We start from the raw sequence: 19,396 nt of genomic DNA, 5'->3' as shown, positions 1-19,396 counted from the left end.
CCTAATCGCGATCGATTGATAAAGACGCCTTATAGAATCGGGTCATGGAGCTACGGCAGATCCGCTACTTCCTGGCGTTGGCCGAGGAATGCCACTTCGGCCGCGCGGCTGCTCGCCTGCACGTGGCACAGCCGGCCCTCTCCCAGCAGATCAAGCAGCTGGAGAAGGAGCTGGGCACCGCGCTGTTCACCCGCTCCACCCGGCACGTCGCGCTCACCGAAGCCGGTCAGCACTTCGTCGAGTACGCACGCTCCCTGACCGCGCAGGCCGAACAGGCCCGACGTCACATGACGGAGCTGGCCACCGGCTACATCGGCCGCGTCTCCATCGGCTTCATCGGCACGGCCACCTACGACCTGCTGCCCCAGGTCGCACGCACCGTACGCGCCCACATGCCCAACGTCACCATGGATCTGCGAGGCGAACTCCTCACCCCCGACCTGGTCGACGGCCTGCTCGCCGGCACCTACGACCTCGCGGTCCTCCGCGGCACCGTCGAGCACGAGGACATCCGCACCACGCTCCTGCGCTCCGAATCCCTGGTGGCCGTTCTGCCCTCCCACCATCCACTGGCGGGCCGACGACGCATCGCGCTCGAAGAGCTGGCCGACGAGCCCTTCGTCATCCACCCCTCACGCTCCCGCTCCTCCATGTACGACCAGGTCCTGGCCGCGTGCCGACGTGCCGGCTTCCAGCCCCCCTCCCTGATGGAGGTCGGCGAGACGGCCACACTCGTCGTCTTCGTCGCCGCCGGCCACGGCGTCGCCCTCGTCCCCGCGTCGGTCCAGAGCCTCAGCCTCAGCAGCGTCGCCTACGTGCCGATCACCGAGAACGAATCCGTCGACCTGGTGCTCGCCCGCCGTGCCCGGGGCAGCACCCCCGCAACCGAGCAGGTCTCCTCCGTGATCAGACGATGCGCCCATGACCTGGAACACCCGGAGAGCCCGGCCCCTACCCCTACTCTGGAGAAATGACGAGCGGGACGACAGACGCCCCGGTGCGCTTCAGCACCGTCGGACTTCCCGAGGCACAACGCATCGCCTTGTGGGAGGAGCACAACGCCACGGCCCTCATCGGCCTGCGCTGCCGCGCCCTCCAGGACACGGCCCTGAACGCGACAGAGATCAACCTGCAGCTCCCCCGGGCGCATGTGGCCCGAGTGCTCGGCAGCCCGCACGTCGTCGAACGGCCCCAGGCAGAGATCCGCCGCGTGCCGTCCGGAGCCGTGGCCTGCTACCTGACCCTGGCCGGCGACGCGTTCTTCTACCACGACGACGGGGTCCATCTGCTGCACCCCGGGCAGATGCTGGTCTGCGACGCCGACCAGCCCTTCATGCGTGGCTTCTCACACGGCCTCGAAGAAGTCGCGATCAAGATCCCCCACGAGGTCTGGCGTGAGCTCGGGGGGCCGGTGTCTCTCACGCGACCGCTGGTCATCGGCGACGACGCCGTCGTCCAGACCAGGACGCTGGCCACGCTCGCCGCCCAGGCACTGCGCCCGGAAAGCTCCGCCGACGTGGACGAGGACGTCCTGCTGGACCTGCTCGCCTCCATGGTGACCGGTCGGGCAGCGTCCCTCGCCGCCGTCCACCTGACCGTCGCCAAGGCGTACATCGACGAGCACCTGACCGACCCGGGCCTCTCGGCGGCCCGCATCGCCCGCGGCGTCGGGATCAGCGAGCGCCACCTCTCACGGGTCTTCTCCTCGGGCGGCACGACCGTTCCGCAATACCTGCTCCACCGCCGCCTGGAGCGTGCCCGAACGCTGCTGCAGCAGGGCGGCGTGACGACCGTGACCGAAGCCGCAGCACGCTGTGGGTTCGGATCGGCCACCCACTTCTCCCACCGGTTCAAACAGCGATTCGGGCTGCGCGCCACCGATGTGCTGCGTCAGGCCCGCGCACAGCCCTGACGCAGCCCGGCCCCGTCAACTCCCCTCGGGCGCCAGAACGATGTCGAAGCGGACCTGCGTCCACGAACGGTCGCTCAGATCGCGTCCGTCCGGTGCGGGCGTACCCGGCGCCCGCACGTGGAAGTCCTTCACGAGCGACTCCTTCACCCCGAACACGGCGTCACTGCCGAGGAGTTCGTCACCGCTGACGAAGATGTGCGTGACCAGCGTGCGCAGGGCGGGAGCGCTGACCATGAAGTGCAGGTGCGAGGCCCGCATGGGTGAACGGCCGGTCGCCGCCAGCAGCCCGCCGACCGGCCCGTCGTGAGGAATGGGATACGGCGTCGGCGTCAGCCCCCAGAAGCGGTAGCGACCGTCGGCGTCGGTGAACAGATGCGCCCGCGCCGTGATCCGGTCGTCGCCGTACTGCGTGTCGTAGAAGCCGTCCTCGTCCGCCTCCCACACCTCGATCCGCGCTCCGGGGACCGGCTTCCCGGTGGTGTCGGTGACGGTGCCCTCCACCCAGCAGGGCTGTCCGGGCGCGCCGAAGGCGATGTCTGCGCCGAGATCGATCTCAGGACTGTTCTCGACGAAGAACGGCCCGAAGACGGTGGCTTCGGTGGCGTCGCCGTGCGCCGCGTTGTTGACGGCGACCGTCTGCATGGAGGCGCCGAGCACGTCCGACAGCAGGATGAACTCCTGGCGCCGCTCGTCGGTGATGTGACCGGCGCGGGTGAGGAATTCGATCCCCGCGTTCCATTCCTGCTCGGTGAGGCGGACCTCCCGCACGAAGTCGTGCAGGTGGTGGACCAGGGACCGCATGATCTCGCGCAGCCGAGGGTCGGTGCAGCCGTCGAAGGACGCGAGCACCTCGCGGGTGATCGCGGCTTCCCGCTCCTGCTGCTCAGCCGGGACCGGGGCACCAGGGGTGGTGAGGTCGTGGGTCATCGGGGATCTGTTCCTTCCCAGGCGCTTCGGACGAGGTCGGTGATCGCGTCGAGGGTGACCGGCACGGGGTTGCCGGCCGGGGCGGCCGCCACGACGGCCTGGGCGGCGTCGGCAATGCCGTCGGCAGGCATCCCGAGATCGCGCAGCGAGCGCGGGGCGCGCAGCCGGTCACGCAGCCGCGCCAGCCCCTCGCTCGCGCTGGGAGCGTCGAGGGCCGCCGTCAGACGCTGCTCGGCGCCCGGGACGCCGGGAGCGTTGAAGGCGAGGACGTAGGGCAGGACGACGGCGTGGGTCTGGGCGTGAGGCAGGTTGAACATGCCGCCCAGTACGTGGCAGATCTTGTGGTGCAGACCCGAGCCCGCCGACGCGAATGCCGCCGCGGACAGGTACGCGCCGTACAGCGCCTTCTCCCGGCCCTCCATCGCATCCGGTTCCGCGGCGACCAGAGGCAGGCCGACGCGCAGGGCCCAGGCACCCTCGATGGCCAGGGCCTGATTGATGGGGTCGGCCCGCGGGGCCCACAGGGAGTCCACGCAGTGCGCCAGGGCGTTCAGACCCGAGGCGACACTGAGCTCGACGGGCAGGGTGAGGGTCAGCGCGGCGTCGTAGACGATCGTGCGCGGCAGGACCTTCGGATCCGAGCCGGTGGTCTTGACCGAGTTCTCCGTCATCCCCCACACGGCAGTGGCCTCGGATCCCGCATAGGTGGTCGGTACGGCGATGATCGGTAGCCCCGTGGTCAGCGCGACCGCCTTGGCCAGACCGGTGGTCGAACCGCCACCCACGCTGACCAGGGCGTCGACGTCCCGCTCGGCAGCAGCGGCTCGCGCCCTGTGCGCCACTTCCACGGGGACGTGCATGACGACCTCATGGTGCCGGTGAGCCACGGGAAGGCCGGTGGTGATGCGCTCGGCCAGTTTCTCCTCGGACGCACCCGCGATGACCATCACCCGCCGCGCGCCGAGATCGTCGACTTCGGCGGCGAGCCCCTCCGCCGCGGCGCCGGAGGCGAACCTCACCCGCTGCGCCAGTGTGTCGTGTACGAACTGCACGGGTCAGTCCTTCCCCAGGATCGAGAGCAGGGCGCTGCGCAGCTCGTCCTCAGGACTCTCGGGCAGCTCCATCGCGCGCCAGGCGATGTGCTTGTCGGGCCGCACCAGCAGGACACCACCCTCGCCGATCTCGCGCAGCTTGGCCCAGTCGTAGTACAGGTCGCTGACCTCGCGGCCCGGGCCGATGACGACGGCACGCAGCGGGATGCCGAGGTCCTGGCCGACCTTCTCGGCCGCGTCCTGCCACGCCTCGCCCGCGATTCCGGTCAGCAGGGTCCAGCGGTCGTAGGGCGCCAGGTCCATGAGTGCCTTGCGGTGCGCGCTGTCGCCCACCCAGGCGTGCGGCAGATGCGCCCCGGGGACGGTCGACATCTCGTAGTAGAGATCGGCATCCCGTGCAGAGGACGGCGGTTCGGCACCCTCGGCAACGACCGCGGTCGACGTGTAGTGCTGGCCGAGCTCGACACCGTGAGCGTTGAACTCGTAGTTCTTCAGATCCATCGCCCGCACCAGGGCAGCCCGCTTGGCGGCGCCCGCAGGGGTGTTGGCCTTGCGCTCCTCGATGGCGGCCGCCATCTCCGCCTCGCTCGTCGCGTCGAGGACACCCAACGCCTGGAAGATGTCGATGAACTCGCGGCTGGACTTGTTGGCTCGCTTGACGATGCGCTCCGCGACCGGTGCCCGCTCGACGGTGTAGGTCTCCAACAGGGCAGGGTCCGCATGCCCCTTGAGTACCGCCGCGATCTTCCACGCGAGGTTGTAGGAGTCCTGGACGGAGGTGTTGGACCCCAGGCCGTTGCTCGGCGGGTGCCGGTGGACGGCGTCGCCCGCGCAGAACACCCGGCCCTGCTGAAGCCGGGTCGCGTACATCTCGTTGTTGCCCCACAGGCTCGTGCCGGTGATCTCGACCTCGAGATCCGGGACCCCGAGAAGATTGCGCACGATCTGCGCGGCGGCTTCCTCGTCGACGACCGGGGGTTCCTCCGAGATGTCGTAGCCCCACACGATCAGCCACTCGTTCCACGGGCGCACCATGCGCACCAGACCCGCGCCGATGCCGCCCACGTTGGAGCCCGGCTGGATGACCCAGTACAGGACGGACGGCCGGTGGGCGACAAGACGGGTGATGTCGGCCTTGAACGTGATGTTCATCGAGCCGGCGATGTCCATCGCGCCTTCGAACGGCAGATCGATGTCCGCGGCGACCTTGGAACGGGCCCCGTCCGCGCCGATCAGGTACTTCGCACGGATGCTGTATTCCTGGCCGGTGAGCCGGTCCAGCACCTGCACCGTGACGCCGTCCGCGTCCTGGGTGTGCGACAGGTACTCGGTGGAGAACCTGGTCTGGGCGCCGCGCTGGGTCGCGTTGCGCACCAGGATCGGCTCCAGGTAGGACTGCGGGATGTCGACGGTCAGACAGGGAGACGCGAGCCGGTAGTCGGCCTCCCGGTCGGGACGGGTGCCCCAGGTGTGGATCCGCCCGATCTCCTCACCGGCGATGCTGGTGCAGAACACCGTGTCACCGACCAGACCGTGTTCGGTGGCATCTGCCAGGACCTGGTCCTCGATGCCGAGATCGCGAAAGACCTCCATGGACCGCTGATTGGTGATGTGGGCGCGGGGGGTGTTGGCCGTCCACCGGTACTTCGTGATCATGATGGTGTCGACGCCGAGAGTCGACAGCAGCAGCGCGGCGGACGCACCCGCAGGGCCGGAACCGACGACCACGACGTCGGTCGTCACGGCCGAGTCGGTGGGCAGTTCGGTCTCGGGGATCCCGTCGTTGAATATGGGCATCGTCATGGGCCTTTCATCGATCCGGCAACGTCGCCGAGGACGCCAGTGTGAGACCGACCGAACGGTTGGGGAACGGATCGGCTTCCAGGTTGGCGGGAACACCAAGACATGGCGGATCCGCGAAGACCGGGAGCCGCAGCGAGGGCGCCCGCGTGCTCCCGCCGCACCTCGATCGGCGCGGAGCCGGAGGTCCGCAGCGGTGGCAGGGCATGGCGGCTGCCGCGCTCCGATCGGGCAGGGCTCAGCCGCCGTCCGCAGCAGCTCGTACACGGGGTGTACGGCACACACCGATCGCCGGCGACACCGACAGTTCACCGGCACGCTGTGGACCTACCCGCAGCCGGCCGGGACCCTGACCCGTGTCACCGGCACAGCGGTCACGCTGCACGCACGGCAAGAGCGCCTGCCGGGCGCCCAGGGCCGGCTCGATGACCAGGTGCGCTGCGGCGCGCTGGAGCGGCAGACGGACGACCTCCAGCGCGTTCTCGGCAGGCCTGCGACCTCGCTGGAGGAGGCTGTGAGGGCGCTGTTCGGGGACCCGCCGGTGTGACGAGCCGGTCCTGCGACCTATGAGCGTGCTGAGGTGTGGGTGCGGACTCGCCGAGTATCCGCCGCGACGTTGTCACGAATGGCTGGTGGCCCCCCGACGCGTCCGTGCGGAGGCCGAGACCCTTCACCTCGAAACTCGCATGTGACACCCGCGTTGACCAGGCACGCTGTTGCCGCGCGCCCCCGTGTTGCCGCGCGGCAGCAGCGGGCCTGGTGCGGTCCGACCGCGGTGAACGTGTGAGGCGTCAGCGCTCAAGCGGACTGCTGAGTGTCCGACCCCTCCTGGGCAGGCTCTGAGCCCTCCGGGGCGGTGTAGAAGACGGATGAGCCCTGCTTGCTGCGCTGGGCCTGATTCTTGGCCACCAGTCCTTCGAGCGTGGTGCGCACGACCGTGTTCTTGATGGCACGCTCGGGGTGCTGCTGCCCCAACGCGGTGGCGACTTCGGCGGCGGAGCGGGGCTCACCGCTGTCCGCCAGGTGTTCGCGGACGAGGTCGACGAGCTTGGGGAGGGGCGAAGGGGCGGCCGGTGTCTTGCCCCCTTCCTTCTTGCTGCTCTTCCCCCGCGGTGTGTCCACGGACTTCTTCGCCGCCCGCGGCTTCCTGCCCGTGCCCGCCGCTGTCGCCGTCTTCTTGCGGGGAGCGGGCACTGCTGCGGCGGCTTCAGGGGCGGACTCGGCGAGCGGCGCCGGGACGCCCAGGGCCTGCTGGACGTTCACCAGGACGCTGTGGTCGTGCTGCAGCGCAGTCAACTGCGCCTGCAACGCCTCGATCTCGCCGACCATACGTTCCTGTTCCTTGAGATTCCGCTCAAGGTCCCCGGCCACCTGCGCGCTGTACTGCGAGGTCAACTCGGTGGTCACGGTGGTGGTTTCGGCCATGATGCTCACACCCCTTCCGGGCGCCGCGGCCGACGGGCGGCAGGGGCGCGGTGCATGTGAAGTCTCATCGTGTGCTGTTCAGCCTGGTGCGGTGCGGGCAGTGAATGTTGCTACCGCACACCTCGGTTCTAGCGATAGTACGGGAGGTATGCGCAATGTCCTCAGATGCATGGCTGAAATCCAGCAGATCGAGGACGGCCGTGGCCGGAGCGCAGACCCACTTGCGGCGCCGGGACTGCCGCGGTGAGGCGAAGCCGAGTGCCAGTGCACTTCGTCGGTGTCTCACTGACGGTGCCGTGGGGACGCGGTGAGTCTGGCCATACGCAGTCGAGTAACTCCTCAGTCTGCTCAAGGAGTTGCTCATGCCTGCGGCCAGCGGTGCCCAGCTCGGGATCGGGGGTCGTCGGGATGCTGTGGGCCGCCGGCCTCGGTGAGGTCAGGCGTTCCCGGTCGGGAACATCCGCCCGCAGAGCCGTTCATGCATTCGACAGTGCTCGGTCCGGCCGGTGACGTCTGCTTCAACTCGTGCCTTGACGAGGTGTTCTGACGGGCGCAAGACCTCCTCCACGGCGGCTTCGTCGTGTCCGACGGCTTCGGCGCTCCCCAGTACTTCCTCACGGTGGCGTCCGGGGACGAAGTGCTGCGCGAGGTCTGGACAGCTTCCTGAGGGCGTGCTGTCATACCGCTGGCAGAGGGTTTCCAACGTTGAAAAGGCCGCCTCGCCGAACGTGCCTCGGCCGGTGCGCAGCTCCCTACGGGCTTCCTCACAGGAGCACGTAACCCTGCCCCGGCGGTCGGACGCGGTCACGGCCTCTGTACGAGGAAAGGTTCGATGACACGACACGACACCCGCCCCAGAGCCAGAGTGCTGGCGCTGCTTGCCACCGCAGCGCTGGTGCTGCCCCCGAGCGGAATGCTGCCCGCCGCGGCAGCCGCAGAGTCGACGGGCAGTGCCTCGGCACTCGCCGCCGAACAGGCCGCCGTCCAGACGCATGGTCTGAAGGGCGAGTACTTCAGCATGTCGGCTCCCGGTGCCCGGGACTTCGCCGAACTCGGTGGGACGACACTCGACCCGCAGATCAACTTTTCCGGTCTGACCGACACCTTCAAGGAGTTGACCGGGAAGACGGAGCACACCACCGCCCGATGGACGGGCCAGATAGAAGCGCCGGCCACGGGTGACTACACCTTCTACGCCATCGGCGACAACGGCTTCCGGCTCTTCATCGACGACAAGCCCGTCATCGACCACTGGGTGGGGGACTGGGACCGGGAGCAGACGAGCCAGCCCGTCAAACTGACCGCCGGTGAGAAGCACTCGTTCCGCCTGGAACTGTTCCAGGACACCGGTGGCGCCAACATGTATCTGCGCTGGTCGACGCCGACGCTGGCCAAGCAGATCGTGCCGATGTCCGTGTTCACCCCGCCGGCCGACTTCGAGGTCTTCCCGGTGGAGCCGACCGTCGCGGAGAACGGGCGGCGGCTGCGCGCTCGTTTCGAGGGCAAGGTGGGCGGCCTCCAGGCGGTCAAGGACCACTTGAAGGTCGAGGCCGACACGACCGCCATGCCGATCGATTCGGTCACCCCCGTCCCCGGGGACTCCTCCTCCCTCTACGTCAACCTGGCGGAGCCCATCCAGCAGAACCAGCTGGTCCGGGTCTCCTACGACGGCGAGGGCGGTCTGACGACCGGCGGCAAGGCCGTGCCGAAGGTCATCCGCTACGCGGAGAACGACTCCACCCACCGCCTCACCACCAAGTGGGGCGACGAGGTCGACAAGAACCACCCGCTGCCCGAGTACCCGCGCCCGCAGCAGAAGCGGTCCAAGTGGCAGAACCTCAACGGGCCTTGGCAGTTCAGCGGCGCCAAGGCCGGTGAACAGCCGGTCTTCGGCAAGAACCTCGACGAGAAGATCATCGTGCCGTACCCGGTCGAGTCGCAGCTCTCCGGGCTCGAACGGCACGAGGACCACATGTTCTACCGCCGGCTCATCGACGTGCCCGAGAGCTGGAAGGTGGGCAAGAGCGACCGCTCCAACCGGCTCAAGCTCAACTTCGGCGCCGTCGACTACCAGGCCAGTGTCTACGTCAACGGCACGAAGGTCGCCGACCACACCGGCGGCTACAACGCCTTCAGCGCCGACGTCACCGACGCCCTGAAAGGCACCGGCAAGCAGGAGATCGTGGTCGCCGTCACCGACACCGGTGGCGCGGACCAGCCCATGGGCAAGCAGTCCACGAACCCGGGCGGCATCTTCTACACGCAGAGCTCCGGTATCTGGCAGACCGTGTGGATGGAGCCCGTGGCTCCCGCCTCGATCGAAAACGTTGTCACCACGCCCGACATCGACACCGGCACCCTCGCGGTGAAGGTCGACGCCGCAGGCGCCTCCTCCTCCGCCCGTGTGGAGGCCGTCGCCCGTGACGCCCGCGGCCAGGTCGTCGGCAAGGTCAGCGGGACGGCGGACGAGCAGCTCACCCTGCCTGTGGCGAAGCAGCATCTGTGGAGCCCGGACGACCCGTACCTGTACGACCTCGACGTCACCCTGACCGACGGCAGGTCGAGCGACAAGGTCCGCAGCTACTTCGGTATGCGGAAGATCGGCATCGAGAAGGTGGGCGGCTTCAACAAGCTCGTCCTCAACCACAAGCCGATCTTCTCCCTCGCCACCCTCGATCAGGGCTTCTGGCCCGACGGTCTCTACACCGCGCCCAGCGACGAAGCCCTCGCCTTCGACCTGAAGGCGCACAAGAAGCTCGGCTTCAACGCGGTCCGCAAGCACATCAAGGTGGAGCCCGCGCGGTGGTTCTACCACGCCGACAAGCTCGGCCTGCTCGTCTGGCAGGACTTCGTCTCCGGCAACATCACCAACGAGACGGGTCAGAAGGCGTTCGTCGACCAGGGCCGGGAGATGGTGCGCCAGCACCACAACTCGCCCTCCGTGATCGGCTGGATCGTCTTCAACGAGGGCTGGGGCGAGTGGAACCGCGAGGAGACCGGCCGGATTGCCGAGGCCGTCAAGGCAGCCGACCCCTCCCGTGTCGTCAACACCCACAGCGGTGTCAACTGCTGCAATTCCAAGGGTGACTCGGGCAAGGGCGACATCATCGACCACCACGATTACAACAACGAGGACCCGCCTTTCCCCGACGACAAGCGGGCCGCCATGGACGGCGAGCATGGCGGCTTCACGCTACGGTCCCCGGGCCACATGTGGCCGGGAGCCCCCACGGTGATCTACAGCGGTGTCACCACCAAGGCGGAGCTGACCCGCAGGTACGTGGAGAACACCGAGAAGTTCTACCTCGAACAGGCCGGCGCCGAACTCTCCGGCTCGGTGTACACACAGATCACCGATCTGGAGAACGAGCTCAACGGTCTCTACACGTACGACCGGCGCGACATCAAGATGGACGCCGCCGAGGTACGCAAGGTCAACCTCAAGGTCATCGCCGCCGGAGCCGCAGCGGGCACGAAGGAGCTCAAGGGCGGCGGGCGCTGGACCCTCGACGAGGGCACCGGCACCACCGCCAAGGACACCGGACCGAACGGAACCCCCCTCACCCTGCGCGAAGGTGCTTCCTGGACCGACGGCGTCAGCGGCAGCGCCCTGAAGTTCGACGGCCAGAAGCAGTACGCGGAGACCTCGGGCCCGGTGCTCGACACCAGCGGCAGCTACTCGGTGTCCGCCTGGGTCCGGCTCGACGGCATCCCGGGCAACTACGCCACCGCGGTCAGCCAGGACTCCCGTGCCACGGCCAACTCGTTCTACCTGCAGTACGGTCACGGCAACTTCGCCTTCAGCACCCCCGATGAGCGCCGCGCCCAGGTGGCCGTCTCCGCGGAGACGGGCCGCTGGTACCACCTCGTCGGTGTACGCGACGCCGGCACCGACCAGATCCGGCTGTACCTCGACGGAAAGCTCGCGGCGACGGCCACCGGCGGCGCCGCCTTCCCGAGCACCGGACCGCTGACCGTCGGCCGCGCCCACTGGGACGGCTCGAACGTCGACTTCTGGAACGGCGCGGTGGACGAGGTCCACGCCGTCGACCGGGCTCTGACCGCCGAGGAGGTGAGCGACCTCTACAGCGAGGAGAAGCCGTAGCCGGCAGCGCCCACGAACGTGGTCCCGGTGGCGGGAGGGAGACCTCCCGCCACCGGGACCACTGCTGTGCGGACCTGTACGGGGGGCTCGGTGCCCAGGTCGTGTCCACGGACCGGGGGGTGTCCACGGTGAACGAAGCGGCTGGCCCGGCCCTCGCCGAGGCGATCGCGAAGTCCCAAGTGCCGGTGAGATCTGTCTGGTCGGGCCAGGTCGGCTGCCTGGTCGGACCGGGCCGGCGACGGCATGTCGGGAGCGGGGCGTCGGCGGGTACCTGGTTCGTCCACTGAGTGGCCATCGGTGACGGCTCGGGTGTCCACGTCCGGGGTGCGGCGGACTCGGAACCGGCGGCCGTAACGGACGTGGCGGCCCCAGGAGGAGCACGACGAGCGCGGTGGTCGCCCACCGCGCTCGCTGTTTCCGTCGGACGAGGGCCCTTCGGCCCTCGGGTGGTCGACGCATCGCGCCTCCTTGACTCGTGGGGTGGCGAGATCCGCGCATGCGAAAGACGGCCGGGGAGGCCCGGCCGTCTGGAACCGGACCCGGCGGCCGGGTCGTTGGAGCTCGGCCGCCGGGTCCGGGGCTTGTCACATGAGTTGTCGGCGGCGCCCGAGCCAGGTCTGTGCGATGACGACCACGGCGAGGAAGGCGCCGCTGACGACCTGCTGGTAGGAGGAGTCGAGCGAGCCGATCTGGTTGATGACGTTCTGGATCACCTTCAGCAGCAGCACCCCGACGAGCGAGCCGCTGACGTAGCCGAGCCCACCGGTCAGCAGGGTTCCTCCGATGACGACGGCGGAGATGGCGTCCAGTTCCATGCCGCTGCCGAGGATGGTGACGCCGGAGGCGAGCCAGGCGGCGTTGAGGGCGCCGGCCAGTCCGGCGAGCAGACCCGACAGGGCGTAGACGAGGATCTTGGTACGGGCCACGGGGGCGCCCATCAGCGCGGCGGCGTCCTCGTTGCCGCCGACCGCGTAGACGTGCTGTCCGAAGCGGGTCCGGCGCAGGGCGACCGCTCCGCCCGCGAACAGGGCGAGCGCGATCCACACCGGGTTGCCGAGGCCGAGGGTGCTGCCCTGGCCGAGTTCGGCGAGGAAGGAGCCCTTGCCGATGAGGTAGGTGTCGGCGCCCTCGTCGGTGAGCGCGAGCATCAGTCCGCGCGCGCCCAGCATGGCGGCGAGCGTGACGATGAAGGGCGCGAGGCGGGAGCGGGCGATCAGCAGGCCGTTGACGACGCCGATCAGCCCGCAGACGGCGAGCGGCAGCAGCAGGGCCACCAGGGTGCCGTGTCGCGATCCCCAGGCGGCCAGGACGCCGCCGAGGGCGAACTGGGAGCCGACGGACAGGTCGATCCCGCCGGTGATGATCACGAAGGTCATGCCGAGGGCGACGATCGCCAGGAAGGCGGAACTGGTCGCCATGTTGCTGATGTTGTCGCCGGTGGCGAAGGAGTCGAAGGACAGCGACGCCACCAGGGAGACGATCAGCAGGACGGCCAGGGCGCCGTGCTGCTGGACGAGGGCGCTGAGGCGTTCGGAGCGGGCGGAGCCCACCGGGTGGGCGTCCTGGGGCGGTTCGATGCTCACGGTGGTCACGGGCGCGTCCGTATTCGTGGTGGTCAACGCTTCCCCCGTCCCCGTGCCGCGTAGACGGCGGCGACGATCACGATGGCCTGGGCGATCTGGGTCCAGGAGGGCGGCAGATCATGCTTGATGAGGGTGGCGGTGAGGAGCTGGATGAGGACGGCTCCGGCCACGGTGCCGGCGATGTTGACGCGGCCGCCGGTCAGCGGGGTGCCGCCGACCACGACCGCGGTGATCGCGGACAGTTCCATCAGGTTGCCCAGCGAGGTGGGGTCGCTGGCCTGGAGACGGGCGGTGGCGAGTACGCCCGCGACCGCGGCGAGGAGCGCGCTGACGACGTAGACGATGATCAGCACGCGGCGGACGGGCAGGCCGGAGAGCTGTGCGGCGGGGCGGCTGTCGCCGATGGCCAGGAGCTGGCGTCCGAAGGTGGTGCGACGCATCACGAAGGCCAGCAGCAGAGCCAGGGCGGCGGCGATGAGGATCAGGTACGGGAAGCCGAGGAGGTCGCCGGAGCCCAGGGACGCCAGCGTGGGATTCTGGAGGTCCTTGAGCTGCGGCAGCAGCACCAGGGCCAGTCCTCGGCCGCCGACCATGAGGGCCAGGGTGGCGACGATCGGCTGCACCCCGACGAACGCGACCAGGGCTCCGTTGGCCAGTCCGACCGCGGCGGCGAACAGGGCGACCACCAGCAGTGCGGGCAGCAGGCCGTAGCCGAGGTAGAGGGCTGTCACGGAGGCCGCCAGCGCCATCACCGCGCCGACCGACAGGTCCACGCCCTCGGTGCCGATGACCAGGGCCATGCCGAGGGCGACGATGATCACGGGGGCGACCTGGACGGCCTGGGTGCGGAAGTTCTCGACGGTCAGGAAGTAGGGAGTGATGAGGGAGTTGACGACGAGCAGCGCCGCAACGCCGGCGTAGACGCCGTACCGCTGGAGCCAGTGGAGGATGCGGGACTTGTCCAGCGGGAGGGTACGGAGGGTGGCTTCAGCCATCGACGGCCGCCTCCTTGACCGCGTCCTGCGCGGGGCCGTTGCCGGCGATGGTGCGCATCAGCTTCTCTTCCGTCACGTCGTCGCCGGCCAGCTCGCCGACGACGGAGCCGTCCTTCAGTACGACCACGCGGTCGGACCCTTCGATGAGCTCCTCCAGGTCGGAGGAGATGAGCAGGACGCCCAGGCCGTCCGCGGCCAGTTCGTCGACGAGTTTCTGCACCTCGGCCTTGGCTCCCACATCGATGCCGCGGGTGGGCTCGTCGAGCAGCAGCACCTTGGGGTTCATCGCGAGCCACCGGGCGAGCAGCACCTTCTGCTGGTTGCCGCCGGAGAGTTCACCGACCTTCTGCTGCGGCGAGGACGCCTTGATGCGCAGCCGTTCGATGAACGTGTCCACGATGCTGTCGACGCGGGACTCGGAGACCAGGCCGAAGCGGGAGAGGCGGGGCAGTACAGCCAGCGCGATGTTCTCGCGCACCGACAGGCCGGGCACGATCCCCTCGCTCTTGCGGTCCTCGGGCAGCAGGCTGATGCCCGCGCGCAGGGCGGCCGGCGTCGATCCCGTGCGCAGCGGCACCCCGGCCACCGTGACACTGCCCGAGCGCAGCGGCAGGGCTCCGGCGACGGCCTTGGCCGTTTCGGTACGCCCGGAGCCGAGCAGTCCTCCCAGGCCGACGACCTCTCCGGGGCGCACGTTCAGTGAGACACCGTGCAGCTTGTGAGGCACCGTCAGGTCGGCTGCGGCGAGGACGGGTTCGGCGTCGGCCGCCGCGTGGTCGCCGGTGAACTTGGTCAGGCCCTCCTCGCGGACCTCTCCCAGGTCCCGGCCGAGCATGGTCGACACCAGGGAGAGCCGGTCGAGATCGGCCAGCGGGCCGTGATGCACACGTCGGCCGTCGCGCAGCACGGTGACCGTGCTGCACACGGCGTACAGCTCGTCGAGGCGGTGGCTGACGTAGACGACGGCGATGCCCGCGTCCCGCAGCCGCCGGATCACCGAGAACAGGGTCTCGACCTCGCGGGGTTCGAGGGAGGAGGTCGGCTCGTCCATGATCACGATCCGCGCGTCCGTGGCGACCGCACGGGCCAGGGCGACCATCTGCTGGGCGCCGACCCCGAGGGTGCGCAGCGGGCGGCGGACGTCCACGCGTACGCCGTAGGTGCGCAGGGTCTCTTCGGCCTCCCGGTTCATGCGGGCCATGTCCAGCACGCCGAACCGGTTGCGTGGCTCGCGGCCCAGGAAGAGGTTGCGGGCCACGCTGAGCAGCGGGATGAGGTTGACCTCTTGGTAGATGGTCGAGATCCCGGCCTTCTGGGCCTCCAGCGGGGTGGCGAAGGAGACCGTACGGCCCTGGAACACGACTTCACCGGCATCGGGCCGGTACACGCCGGTGAGGAGTTTGATGAGGGTCGACTTGCCGGCGCCGTTCTCGCCGATCAGGGCATGGACCTCACCTGCGTGCAGGGTGAGGTCCACGTCGTCCAGGGCCCGGACGCCGGGGAAGGTCTTGCTCAGCCCGCGGACGGCGAGCACTTCGGCGGGGGGTGCCACCTGTTCCTCCAGGGTGCGACGCGAGGAGTGGGGGAGGGCGGAGGGGCCCGCGAGGAGCGGGCCCCTGCGGAGGGTCAGTAGGCCTTGCCGATGTCGGTCTTCGCGTTGTCCGGGGCGTAGGCGCCGTCCTCGATGATGACGTCCTGCGCCACTTCGTCGCCCTTGGTGAAGCTGTCCAGGGTCTGGAAGGCCAGCGGCCCGAAGCGCGGGTTGGACTCGATGACGCCGCTGATCCAGCCGTCCACGATGCCCTTGACGGCATTGCGGGTACCGTCCACCGTGACGATCTTGACGGCGCCCGGCTGCTTGCCCGCGCCCTTCAGCGCGGCGACCGCTCCCAGGCCCATCTCGTCGTTCTCGGCGTAGATTCCCTTGATCCCGGGCTTGGACTGGATGAGCTGCTCGGTGACCTGCTGGCCCTTCTCCCGGGCGAAGTCACCGGTCTGCTCGAAGACCACCTTCAGACCGGGCGCCTTCTTGGCGATCTGGTCCTTGAAGCCCTTGGTGCGCTCGGTGGTGACGTTGTTGCCGGCCGCGCCGAGCAGGATCGCGACCTCGCCCTTCCCGCCCGTCGCCTCGATCATCTGGTCGGCGGCGCGCTTGCCCTGCTCGACGAAGTCGGAGGCGATGAAGGACACATAGTCCTTGCAGGCGGTGGCGTTGATCTTGCGGTCGATCGTGACGATGGGAACCTTCTTGGCCGCGGCGGCCTTGAACACCGGCTCCCAGCCGTCGGAGTTGAGCGGGGCGATGACCAGGAGGTCGGCGCCCTTGGCCAGGAGGTCCTGGACGTCGCTGATCTGCTTGGAGAACTGCGACTGGGCGTTGGCCGTCAGCAGCTTGACGCCCCGCTTCTTCGCCTCGTCCTTGATGGACTGCGTCTCGGCGATACGGAAGGGGTTGGCTTCCTTCTCCGACTGTGAGAAGCCGACGGTGGCGTTCTTGAGGTCCAGCTTCTTGCCGCCGAACGCGTCGATGGTGCAGGTCTTGCTGCCCGGCTTGGGCTCGGCGACCTTCTGCGCGGAGTCGGCGGCGGCCGAGGAGGTGGTGTCGTTCGCCCCGTCGTCCTCCGACTTGGCGCAGGAGGTGGCGGTCAACGCCACGGCTGCGGCCAGGGAGACGACCACGGGACGGGCGATGAGACGACGGTGAGTAGTGCGCTGCATGGTGACCCCGATCCGGGTGACGCTGAAAGGGCACTGGGGAGAGGTGAGTAGGCAGAGGTCGAGCATGGTCGAGCCGAGTAGTGCATCTCCCCTGGCGGGAAGGGCGTTCGGCCCGCCGCACAGAGTTTTTACATCGTTGGAAGGACTCTGTAAACCCCCTGTGCACGCAGCGTGCGCGGGATGCCGCGAACTACCTTGTTCCTCCGTCTCAATGCATGGGACGGCGACGGGGCGTGGGCTGAGGAAAGGAACGCGCACCCGCAATCGTGGTCAGAGGCACGGCAGTTCGGCGAGGTGACCGGGATCCTCGGCGACGGAAGCGTCGTCCGGACACGTCACACTCGGCACGCGGCCCGGTTCCGCAGCAGCGCAGATCGCAACATGGCCTGCACAGCGGTGTTTTGACGAAGTGTCATGCTGCATTGTTCTGGTCAAAAGCGCGTGGTGCACCGGCGGCCCGGGGCCGCATGGGGGCGGAGGACCCGCGGGCCGGGCAAGCCGGAACGCCATGCATGTCAGGCCGCCCCGGGAGGCCTGAGAGGGCCCTTGGAGTCAACTTGTGCGGTCCGCGGCGTCACACGGGACCGCGACCGCCCGCCGCCCGGCCCAGAGTGCTCTCGCGTTCCACCAGGCGGTACTCCGCCCAGACGCGGTGCGGTTCGGACACCTCGTCGCCGCCGAGCCGTGCCAGCACCGACTCGACCGCCAGCCGGCCGATGGCTTCCTTGTCCGGCGACACGGAGGTGAGTGTCACCGCGCCGAAACGCCCCTCGACCACGTCGTCGAAGCCGACGACCGCGGTGTCCTCGGGAACGCGCAGCCCCCAGTCGAACAGCGTGCGCATCGCGCCGATGGCCATGGGGTCGTTGTAGGCGAAGACGGCGTCCGGGCGCCGCCCGGACTCCAGGATGCGACGCATGGCGTCGGCGCCGTCGGCATGGCCCCATCCGTCGGTGGCCGCGACGAGCCCGTCGTCGGCCGGCAGACCGGCGGCCGTCAGCTCCTCGCGCCAGCCGCGGACACGCAGCTGAGCCGTCTCGCTGCGGCCGCGCCGAGCGCCGATGAACGCCACTTCCCGGCGCCCGAGTCCGATCAGATGCCGGACGGCGGCCCGGGCGGCGGCGACGTTGTCGATGGCGATGTGGTCGTACGGCAGGTCGTAGTCGCGCTCGCCGAGCAGCACCAGCGGAACGCTCTCTGCCCGGTCGCGCAGGTCCTCGGCCTCCAGCTCGATCGGGCTGAGGATGAGACCGTCGATGACCCTGGCCCGGAAGCCCTGGCTGACCAGGACCTCCTGCTCGCGGCGCCCCCCGGTGTGGTCCAGCAGCACGATGTACTCGTGCGCGGCGGCGGCGTCGATGACGGCGGCCGCGAGTTCGGCGAAGTAGGGGTTGCCGAGTTCGGGCAGTGCGAGCGCGATGATGCCCGTACGGCCCTTGCGCAGATGCCGGGCGGCCAGGTTGGGCCGGTAGCCGAGCGCGTCGATGGATCGCTGGACACGCTCGCGCATCGCGGGGGTGACGTGCTGGAAGTTGTTCACCACGTTGGAGACGGTCTTGATGGAGACCCCCGCGTGCGCGGCAACGTCCTTGAGGCTGACCCGCACGGCATTCCCCTTTTCAGCGTCCCGACCGGTCCGGTCAGTGCGGGTACGGGGTCGTCGGAGTCACCATCGTGTATCGTGCTCCGACTCTCCGTACGTGATCTTTACAACGTTATACAGGCGTCCGCGCCGCACTGACAAGGCGCCGGGCGACAGTAGTCCCGAGGACGTTGATCGGCGTCTGTTCAGGGTCCCCACCGTGTTTGCAGGTGGGGTTCACCGGCTGAGGCGGGCCGATTCGGCCGCTGTGCCGCGCGAGTCGGCGGTGGGCTGTTCAGGTGGCCTTGGGTGTGCCGAGGGCTGCCACGGGACGGGGCAGGGCTTTCCATGGACATGCATGATCCTTCCCGGGAGGATCTCCGACCTTTGTCCATGGAGGACTTGGTGCTTGAGACGGTGACACACCGCGGACACGCCGAGGGCAGACGGCGCGGACCCCACGACGGCAACTCACGACACCACGGCCGTGGGGACCGGCGCGCCGCTGCCCTGCTCGGTGCGGCGCTCCTGGCCTCCGGCGGTCTGACCGGACTCGCCACTGGTACGGCGCACGCGGTCGGCACCTGCCGAACAACCCCTGCGGGTGCCACCCTGACGACCGGCACCACGACCACCTGCACCGCCGGCCATGCCGCCACCGGTACACCGAAGGTCGTCGTCTCCTACACCCCGGACCCGGCCACGTGCGCGAACGTCACCCCGGCCAACCCACAAGGGTTCACCATCATCACCGGCACCATCCGCTCCGACCCCCTCAACGGAACCCCGGGACCCGATGCGATCTTCGGTCTCGGCGGCAACGACACCATCAACGGTCTCGGCGGCAACGACCTGCTGTGCGGCGGTGACGGCAACGACAGCATCAACGGAGGCGACGGCAACGACCGTTTCGAGGGCGGCACGGGCAACGACGCCCTCAACGGGAACGCCGGAGACAACAGCCTGCACGGGGATGCGGGCAACGACAACATCCTCGGCGGCACCGGCAACGACAGCAGCTTCGGCGAAGCCGGCAACGACGCTCTCAATGGTCAGCAAGGCACCAACACCAACGACGGTGGCCCGGGCCACAACGCCTGCATGAATCCCGGCCCCGGCCAGCTCGGCGCAACCAACTGCTGAAAAGCGACTGACGCCAAAGCGGCCCGGGCGACCGGTACCGAGGTCGCCTCGCGGTTCAGACGTGGCTTCATGTGGGACTCTTCTCTGTGCATGCTGGGCGGCCTTGGGTCAGGGTTCAGCATGATCTAGCGCGGAACCCCGGGCGTTTGCGCCC

General features: G+C 69.1%; 14 protein-coding genes. 5 read left to right on the top strand and 9 right to left on the bottom strand.

Annotation, left to right across the window (positions count from 1 at the left end; all coding sequences use genetic code 11):
• Positions 1 to 44 precede the first annotated feature (44 nt).
• Positions 45 to 974, top strand: a complete 930-nt coding sequence (locus ACSYGO_RS01170; protein WP_460385466.1) for a LysR substrate-binding domain-containing protein — start codon at positions 45 to 47, stop codon at positions 972 to 974.
• The gene (locus tag ACSYGO_RS01165) at positions 971 to 1,912 is read left to right on the top strand and encodes an AraC family transcriptional regulator (RefSeq protein ID WP_460385465.1); all 942 of its coding nucleotides are present in this window, start codon (positions 971 to 973) and stop codon (positions 1,910 to 1,912) included. Before ACSYGO_RS01170 ends, ACSYGO_RS01165 begins: the two co-directional genes overlap by 4 nt.
• A 15-nt stretch (positions 1,913 to 1,927) precedes the next feature.
• On the opposite strand, the gene ACSYGO_RS01160 is transcribed toward ACSYGO_RS01165, so the two are convergent.
• Genes ACSYGO_RS01160 through ACSYGO_RS01150 form a run of 3 tightly spaced genes read right to left on the bottom strand, consistent with a single transcriptional unit; the run spans position 1,928 to position 5,688 of the window.
• Positions 1,928 to 2,839 carry an intradiol ring-cleavage dioxygenase gene (locus tag ACSYGO_RS01160; protein WP_460385464.1) on the bottom strand — a complete coding sequence of 304 codons (912 nt, stop codon included), beginning with the start codon at positions 2,837 to 2,839 and terminating at the stop codon, positions 1,928 to 1,930.
• Positions 2,836 to 3,891: a maleylacetate reductase gene (locus ACSYGO_RS01155; protein ID WP_460385463.1), complete on the bottom strand. Its 1,056-nt coding sequence runs from the start codon at positions 3,889 to 3,891 to the stop codon at positions 2,836 to 2,838. The genes ACSYGO_RS01160 and ACSYGO_RS01155 overlap by 4 nt, the downstream gene beginning before the upstream one ends.
• Before the next feature lie 3 nt (positions 3,892 to 3,894).
• A complete protein-coding gene (locus ACSYGO_RS01150) occupies positions 3,895 to 5,688 on the bottom strand; it encodes an FAD-dependent oxidoreductase (RefSeq protein ID WP_460389658.1) in 1,794 nt (597 codons plus the stop codon).
• A gap of 199 nt (positions 5,689 to 5,887) precedes the next feature.
• On the opposite strand from ACSYGO_RS01150, the gene ACSYGO_RS01145 reads away from it, so the two are divergent.
• Positions 5,888 to 6,238: a hypothetical protein gene (locus tag ACSYGO_RS01145; RefSeq protein WP_460385462.1), complete on the top strand. Its 351-nt coding sequence runs from the start codon at positions 5,888 to 5,890 to the stop codon at positions 6,236 to 6,238.
• Positions 6,239 to 6,489: 251 nt separating this feature from the next.
• On the opposite strand, the gene ACSYGO_RS01140 is transcribed toward ACSYGO_RS01145, so the two are convergent.
• Positions 6,490 to 7,116 (bottom strand): hypothetical protein, encoded by a 627-nt coding sequence (locus ACSYGO_RS01140; RefSeq protein ID WP_460385461.1) that lies wholly within the window; start codon positions 7,114 to 7,116, stop codon positions 6,490 to 6,492.
• 832 nt (positions 7,117 to 7,948) lie between these two features.
• On the opposite strand from ACSYGO_RS01140, the gene ACSYGO_RS01135 reads away from it, so the two are divergent.
• The gene (locus tag ACSYGO_RS01135) at positions 7,949 to 11,221 is read left to right on the top strand and encodes a LamG-like jellyroll fold domain-containing protein (RefSeq protein ID WP_460385460.1); all 3,273 of its coding nucleotides are present in this window, start codon (positions 7,949 to 7,951) and stop codon (positions 11,219 to 11,221) included.
• Positions 11,222 to 11,805: 584 nt separating this feature from the next.
• On the opposite strand, the gene ACSYGO_RS01130 is transcribed toward ACSYGO_RS01135, so the two are convergent.
• The 5 genes from ACSYGO_RS01130 to ACSYGO_RS01110 form a co-directional block, all read right to left on the bottom strand.
• Positions 11,806 to 12,840 carry an ABC transporter permease gene (locus ACSYGO_RS01130; RefSeq protein WP_432173760.1) on the bottom strand — a complete coding sequence of 345 codons (1,035 nt, stop codon included), beginning with the start codon at positions 12,838 to 12,840 and terminating at the stop codon, positions 11,806 to 11,808.
• On the bottom strand, positions 12,837 to 13,799 hold the full coding sequence (locus tag ACSYGO_RS01125; RefSeq protein ID WP_432187155.1) for an ABC transporter permease: 963 nt from the start codon (positions 13,797 to 13,799) through the stop codon (positions 12,837 to 12,839). The genes ACSYGO_RS01130 and ACSYGO_RS01125 overlap by 4 nt, the downstream gene beginning before the upstream one ends.
• On the bottom strand, positions 13,792 to 15,351 hold the full coding sequence (locus ACSYGO_RS01120; RefSeq protein ID WP_460385459.1) for a sugar ABC transporter ATP-binding protein: 1,560 nt from the start codon (positions 15,349 to 15,351) through the stop codon (positions 13,792 to 13,794). Before ACSYGO_RS01120 ends, ACSYGO_RS01125 begins: the two co-directional genes overlap by 8 nt.
• Positions 15,352 to 15,425: 74 nt before the next feature.
• Positions 15,426 to 16,517, bottom strand: a complete 1,092-nt coding sequence (locus ACSYGO_RS01115) for an ABC transporter substrate-binding protein (protein WP_460385458.1) — start codon at positions 16,515 to 16,517, stop codon at positions 15,426 to 15,428.
• A 574-nt stretch (positions 16,518 to 17,091) separates the two neighbouring features.
• Complete coding sequence (locus ACSYGO_RS01110; protein ID WP_426679560.1) at positions 17,092 to 18,123, bottom strand: LacI family DNA-binding transcriptional regulator; 1,032 nt, start codon at positions 18,121 to 18,123, stop codon at positions 17,092 to 17,094.
• Positions 18,124 to 18,504: 381 nt separating this feature from the next.
• On the opposite strand from ACSYGO_RS01110, the gene ACSYGO_RS01105 reads away from it, so the two are divergent.
• Positions 18,505 to 19,242, top strand: a complete 738-nt coding sequence (locus ACSYGO_RS01105; RefSeq protein ID WP_460385457.1) for a calcium-binding protein — start codon at positions 18,505 to 18,507, stop codon at positions 19,240 to 19,242.
• Positions 19,243 to 19,396 lie beyond the last annotated feature (154 nt).

This window comes from Streptomyces krungchingensis (assembly GCF_054729265.1).
The sequence above is the reverse complement of the archived record's forward strand: the minus strand, read 5'-3'. Positions and strand labels throughout refer to the sequence as shown.

Bases quoted from the DNA above. Each gene is read 5' to 3' on its own strand.
- ACSYGO_RS01170 (WP_460385466.1), top strand. From the start codon at position 45: ATGGAGCTACGGCAGATCCGCTACTTCCTGGCGTTGGCCGAGGAATGC.
- ACSYGO_RS01165 (WP_460385465.1), top strand. From the start codon at position 971: ATGACGAGCGGGACGACAGACGCCCCGGTGCGCTTCAGCACCGTCGGA.
- ACSYGO_RS01160 (WP_460385464.1), bottom strand. From the start codon at position 2,839: ATGACCCACGACCTCACCACCCCTGGTGCCCCGGTCCCGGCTGAGCAG.
- ACSYGO_RS01150 (WP_460389658.1), bottom strand. From the start codon at position 5,688: ATGCCCATATTCAACGACGGGATCCCCGAGACCGAACTGCCCACCGAC.
- ACSYGO_RS01140 (WP_460385461.1), bottom strand. From the start codon at position 7,116: ATGGCCGAAACCACCACCGTGACCACCGAGTTGACCTCGCAGTACAGC.
- ACSYGO_RS01135 (WP_460385460.1), top strand. From the start codon at position 7,949: ATGACACGACACGACACCCGCCCCAGAGCCAGAGTGCTGGCGCTGCTT.
- ACSYGO_RS01125 (WP_432187155.1), bottom strand. From the start codon at position 13,799: ATGGCTGAAGCCACCCTCCGTACCCTCCCGCTGGACAAGTCCCGCATC.
- ACSYGO_RS01115 (WP_460385458.1), bottom strand. From the start codon at position 16,517: ATGCAGCGCACTACTCACCGTCGTCTCATCGCCCGTCCCGTGGTCGTC.